3 protein-coding genes are annotated in these 5,562 nt (G+C 58.6%); 1 reads left to right on the top strand and 2 read right to left on the bottom strand.

Annotated elements, in window-relative coordinates:
- Positions 1–163: 163 nt before the first annotated feature.
- Positions 164–406, bottom strand: coding sequence for a PA2433 domain-containing protein (locus tag JKG68_RS30665; RefSeq protein WP_202066062.1), 243 nt, complete (start codon positions 404–406; stop codon positions 164–166).
- 981 nt (positions 407–1,387) lie between these two features.
- On the opposite strand from JKG68_RS30665, the gene JKG68_RS30660 reads away from it, so the two are divergent.
- Positions 1,388–1,591 carry a ParB N-terminal domain-containing protein gene (locus JKG68_RS30660; RefSeq protein ID WP_312891054.1) on the top strand — a complete coding sequence of 68 codons (204 nt, stop codon included), beginning with the start codon at positions 1,388–1,390 and terminating at the stop codon, positions 1,589–1,591.
- A 1,296-nt stretch (positions 1,592–2,887) separates the two neighbouring features.
- On the opposite strand, the gene JKG68_RS30655 is transcribed toward JKG68_RS30660, so the two are convergent.
- Positions 2,888–5,125 (bottom strand): ABC transporter substrate-binding protein, encoded by a 2,238-nt coding sequence (locus JKG68_RS30655; RefSeq protein ID WP_202066060.1) that lies wholly within the window; start codon positions 5,123–5,125, stop codon positions 2,888–2,890.
- Between the last annotated feature and the right edge of the window lie 437 nt (positions 5,126–5,562).

The following is a 5,562-nucleotide window of genomic DNA, read 5'->3' as shown; positions in this document are numbered from 1 at the left end:
CGCTGGATGCTGAAACCCGCGTTTGTGCCGCTATCTACGCCGGACAGGTTGTCCTGTTCGCACTCGGGGCCTGGCACTACGCCCTCTGAGCCAGAGATGAAAAGAGGCGCCGCCGAGTGACTGGGAACAGGTTCGCAGTGCTGCGGACCTGTTCCCAGTGACCTCAGATTTTCAGGATCTTTTTGGCTTGGCCGAGAAGCCTCTCTGACTCAGGGTGGTTGCCGGCTTTGTGGAGATCCTCGCCCTGCTTGCGCAACTCCATGACCTTCTGCTTGTCTGAGGCTGAGATTTGAGCCGTCGGCAGGGCCTTGTCGATGGCAGCCATATCGGCCGGGCAGTGACGGGCAAAGGCGGGTGCGGCGGCGGCAAGGCTGAGGGCCAAGGTCAGGCTAATTGTGCGATGCATGGTTCGTTCCTCCCGGTGAAAACCTCTGTGAGCGACATGGATTGGATGCATGCCGGACCGATAGGTTCCCGGCAGCAGACCAAGGCGGACGCCGCTCTCACAATGAAGAGTACTCCTTGCCTGGATAGGCGCCCAAGACCATTCAGAGGTGGTGCCTTGGATACTGATAGACTCGGGGCTTAGTGTCATTTTCCTCCGAGGTTTTTGAAACACCTGTACTCCCTAGGAGTGCTACGGAATGGCACTGCCCTCGTGTAGAGTTAGCCAACGCGCTGAAAACAAGAAAACGTCCAGCACGCCGGCCTTGGGGAGGGGACCCATGACATCTGTTCATCCATTGGCTCCTGTGGGATCAGAACCGCGGGATGACACCTACAATCTCTTTCGGAATCAGCTGCGCCCCAACATCATGTGCGCTGTGCCTGAACATTCTCCAGTCCCAACCTTCGTGACCGCGGAGGACTGGACGTTTGATCAAGCCCTTCGCCCTTCGGATGAAACGCCGCCAGGCTTCTGCAACCAGGCCGCACAGACGGGGATGCGGTTCAACAGTTACTACCTGTACCAAACCACAGTGGCTGTTCGGTCCTCCAGCGTTGCCTAAGGAACGCTCAGCAAAAAGAGACCTCTGCTTACTTTTTGCGTCAGACCTCCACGCGACCTGTCCAACAGGTGGGTATTACAGGACACGCTGCGGCAGACTCCGTCACGTCAGGAGGCGAACGGCTTGCGCATTGCCAGGACGGTGAAGCCCAACAGCTGTCAGTTTGCTCATGGTTGTGTCTCCGGTTGCAGAAACCCAACACGGCCACTCCACCTTGCTGCCAAGCTGGCTTTAATGGGAAACGGCTCTTGAAACGGCATGTTCCTAGGCAAGCCATCACGCGGCGTACACGCTGCGATCCGACATGACATGCTATTGGAGCAATCAGGACAATGATGAAAAAGGAGATGCTCGCCATCTAGGACGTCTATGGGCCTGTGAAACGGCGGCAAACGTTTGGTTTGAAGAAGGTTCAATCGCTTGCAGCCAGCATCATAGAAAAGGGCCAGGAGGCGCCTATCCTTCTGCGGCCTGACGGCAAGCGGTTTGTTCTGGTTGAGGGCCTGCATCGTCTGGAAGCCTGCAGGGCACTTGGCGAGACCACGGTACCCGTCTATATGGTTCAGGCTCGCAGGCACTGATCAGTGATCGGGACGGAGCATGACCGACCTGCTTCGTCTGTTGGATGACATCAATCCGATTGGCTAAGGTCTGTACCCAGGGAAGTCGAACGGTTCTCTTTCACATCGACCTTCCGGCTTGAGCTGATTGTCTCTTGCAAGGGCAAGTAGTAGCATTCGTCGGCACGATCATCCGAGAGGGCGCTGCAAGGAGTTCCATAAAGACGCTCTGGAGCGATTCCATACTGACGAACATGCGAAAACACAGGACAGGTTTTCACGTATGCGCTTGGCGCCGGTGAGGTGTTAGGCCATCTTATCGATATTCAGGAATAGGCGGCGCAGGACTACCTACTCCCTTAGCCTCCCGATGACCTTGTGCGTGGCACACAGCGATATCCAATGGGGCATTGAGGAGTATCTGCTGTCGGAACCCAAACAGGGTTCATGACTTCGCCCCGCACACATTGACCAGCCGCTCCTACGTAACGGTCATAGGTCTTAGCACTTGTATTAAGGACGACAGCACCCTGGATGGCCACCAGTTGCCGTGCCCCATCACAGGTCATTTGTAAGGTCAGAGGATGGCTCTGGGCCAATGCACCAGAACCCATACCCGCGAGGATGATAGCAGCGGTTACTAACTTCATGTGTTCCATTGCGGCCTCTGATGGGGTGGGCACGCTGGGCAAACCTTGTCAGGATGCTACCAAGCCATGAGCGACAGCATCGCCGGGATGAATGTTCATCACCATTACCGTTGCTGCGTGTGAGGCTCTGACAATCATGATCTACTCAACAACACAGGAGGCGATAACGTTGTCAGGAGAATACTTTTGAGTGGCTCTACCGGCGGTGCGTTCCCGCACGTTCAGCATCTGGCCTCTTGTCCTTATCCATCTGTCCAGGAACTCTGTTGGGCTATGTGTCAGCGGAACGAAAGGTTCAGCACAAAGCTTGGCTCAGACAATCCCTTCCTAGGAGTTTCACGCGATGAATCGGATCATCTGGATAATCGGAGCTATCGTCGTTGTCCTTGCTATCCTTTCGTTCCTCGGCCTGAGATAGTCTGGTTTCACCACTGGATCTCCCAAAGCGGCCTTGTCACGGAAACGGGAATGGCTAACGAGCTGGGCCAAAGCGCGATAGGGCAGGGGACTGCAGCCGATCTTCTATGCTCGGCATCAATTCTGGTCTGAGATCATCAGGCACGCTCTATTGCCCTCCCTTCGCTTCCCGCTCCTTACCCGGACCTGAAAGAACTTCTCACCAGGTGCGGCCGCGACATCTCCTGCCAACCCCCGGCATGCTGCACGATTACTGCATGCCGTAGCGCCAATAGAACAGCCCAAAAATCGCCAGGGCGGTCCCGGCGTAGAGCACCTGGGTGGAGCGATCGAGCACATGCGCTAAGCGAACTTTGCCAAAACTGCGCAGGCGCTCGTGACCAAAGGCCGTCAGCATGGCCATGAGACACAGGCCAAAGAAGGCGTAGAACAGGATCTCAATTGCGACTGTATAGCCAACATCGCCCAGCTGATTGTTCACACTCACGAGCAGCACCGCACTGGTCAGCATCGCCGTTACCGGAATCGTGGTGCGCTCGCGGAACAGGGTCTCCGGGAAGAACAACGTCGTGAACACCACAATCGCCAGCAGGAACAGCGGCAGGAGCGTCTTGAGCATAAAGATCGCAAAATCCCGCTGCAGCACAACAGAAGCGCTGAAGCCGGCATATTCCGTCCGCACCACTGACCCGAAGGCGGAGGCCTTGCCCAAGGTGGACATGCTCGGGAGAGAAGTCACGAAATAGCGTGTCTGCAGGTATCGCCAGAGCTGCAGGCCACTATACGGACTCGCGTCTGAAACTGAGGAGCCGTTATCGCCCGCAAGCCGGAGGCCAAAGGTGTCGACGACATACGCGATGCGTTCGCGCCCTTCTGCTGTGTTGCGAAAGCGCAGATCCAGCTGCTGAACATCAAAAGGGTAATCGCGCAGATCATAGCCTGCCTTGAAGTCGCCCGCGATCCGATAGAGGCGATAGGTGAGACCGTCCTCCTTGCCACTCTCGAGCGGCCGCGTCGGATCGAAGGCGGCCCGGTCGAGCAGGGCCGGAAACTCAACCCGGGTCGGGGCCTCATCTTCGCCGGCGTAACGCATCCAGAGGAAGAAATCGATGTTGAAGGTGCCCTGCCGTACGTCAATCCGGTTCAACCGGATGATGTCGATGCCGCTGTACACGACCCTCTGGCGCCAGTAATGCCGCGGGCCTACCGAGACAACGTGCTCGTCTTGAACATGTCGTTTTAGATCCATGGCTTCCGGATGCTCAACCAGCACGAGTTGCTGCGGGGCCGTCACGAAGCGACCCAAGCGGAAGAACCCTACCCGAACCGGACGCGGCATGTCGCGGTGGCTGTCAAAGTAGAGAAGGCCATTGAGGCCGCTGACGGCCGTCTCGGGCCGGTTGATCTTCGCCAGTTCAGCCCGAATGCGTTCCCGGTCAGTGTCCCTGCTGTCTGAACGGGCCTGGATCCGGGCCCGGCGCATCGCCTCAATCATCAGGCGGGCTGCGCCGTTGGCTCCGGCCGCGATCCAGCCTGGATGCCGGCCGGTTGCGTTGAGGTAGCTGATGGCAAAGGCCTGGGCCGGTGCACCGGCACTGTCAAAGATCACCGGTGCGGACGCATAAAGGTTGTGGCTGAAGAAGCCGGGCTGCTCCGTTTCCTCCGGCTCGTGGGCAAAGTTCTGCAGGAACTCCTCACTGCCGGCGCCGCCCGCGGCCACGACAGGGCCAGTCAGGCCGCGGCGGCGGATGGCCGTGAGCACGGCCGGAATGTTGTCGGCGCCCGTGCCGATCACGATCACACCCTGATCCGGTTGCCGCACAAGAGCATCGGCCACAGCCTGGGCTGATGCGCTGCGCGTGCCGGGATCCGGATCAAAGGACCAGATGTCATAAGCCTGCCCCTCATAGCCGGTGGCAAAGCCGTCCAGGAAGCTGCGGCCGAAGCTGTCACGGGAGTGGACGATGTGCACGGCCGGGGTTTGGAGAACATGCCGCAGGTACTCGGCGATGGAGCGGCCCTGCACCGAACTGGTGGTCTGGGCGCGGAAATAGTACGGGTTGTCCTTTGTGAGCTCATCAACAAAGGAGGTTCCGGTCAGGGCCGGGATGCGAGCCGCCTTGTAGCCGGGCCCAGCTGCCAGGGAAGCGGTGCTGAGATAGTGTCCGAGCACCGCAATGCAGGCACTTTGGGCAATGGGTTCGACATTGGCGCGGGCCTGATCGGCCGTGCTCGCATCATCAAAGACCGTGAGCTCGACGGGGTGTCCGTGAACTCCGCCGGTCCGGTTGACCTCGTCGATGTAGAGCTTGGCCGCGGAGAAGCTTTCGAGGCCGGCTGAACTGGATGGGCCTGTGATGGAGGTGGCGACCGCCAGGCAGATAGGGGATTGACCGATCCACAACAGAGTAGCCGATCCGACGGCAAGGACGAGGGCCAAGCTAACACCGACAATGATAGCCCAAACGCGTCTGGTCAGGTGGCTCATCAAAGGGAACGCTCCCTTGTCGGGTTGGCCAACTCGTGCTGTGGAACGCCGTCGTCAGATTACGCCTCAGGTGGGCAGACTTTCCAGTCTCAAGCGAGCGGCTGCTCAAGACTATCCAGAGGTACGAGCTCCAAGAGATGCGCGCGCCAAACGTTGGCGAGGTCTGAGAGCACCATCGTTGCATGTCCGGCCGACCGGACCAGACCAGACATGCAAGGTCGCAATGGGCGTAGGACGTTTAACACTCCACTGGGATCTTCTGCACAATGGAGCAGCATCATCAACTGGGCTGACCTGGACCTGCAGACAACGCAGCATTTTGCACAAAGGCAAGCAGGTCCGCCACGAAGTCCTCGGGGGCCTCCCACTGGGGATCATGGCCGATGTCGCGATGGATCCTGATCGTTGCGCCAGGAATACCCCTTGCGAGTTGCTCC

The sequence above is a fragment of the Microvirga aerilata genome (genome assembly GCF_016743775.1).
Lineage (GTDB): Bacteria > Pseudomonadota > Alphaproteobacteria > Rhizobiales > Beijerinckiaceae > Microvirga > Microvirga aerilata.
The sequence above is the reverse complement of the archived record's forward strand: the minus strand, read 5'-3'. Positions and strand labels throughout refer to the sequence as shown.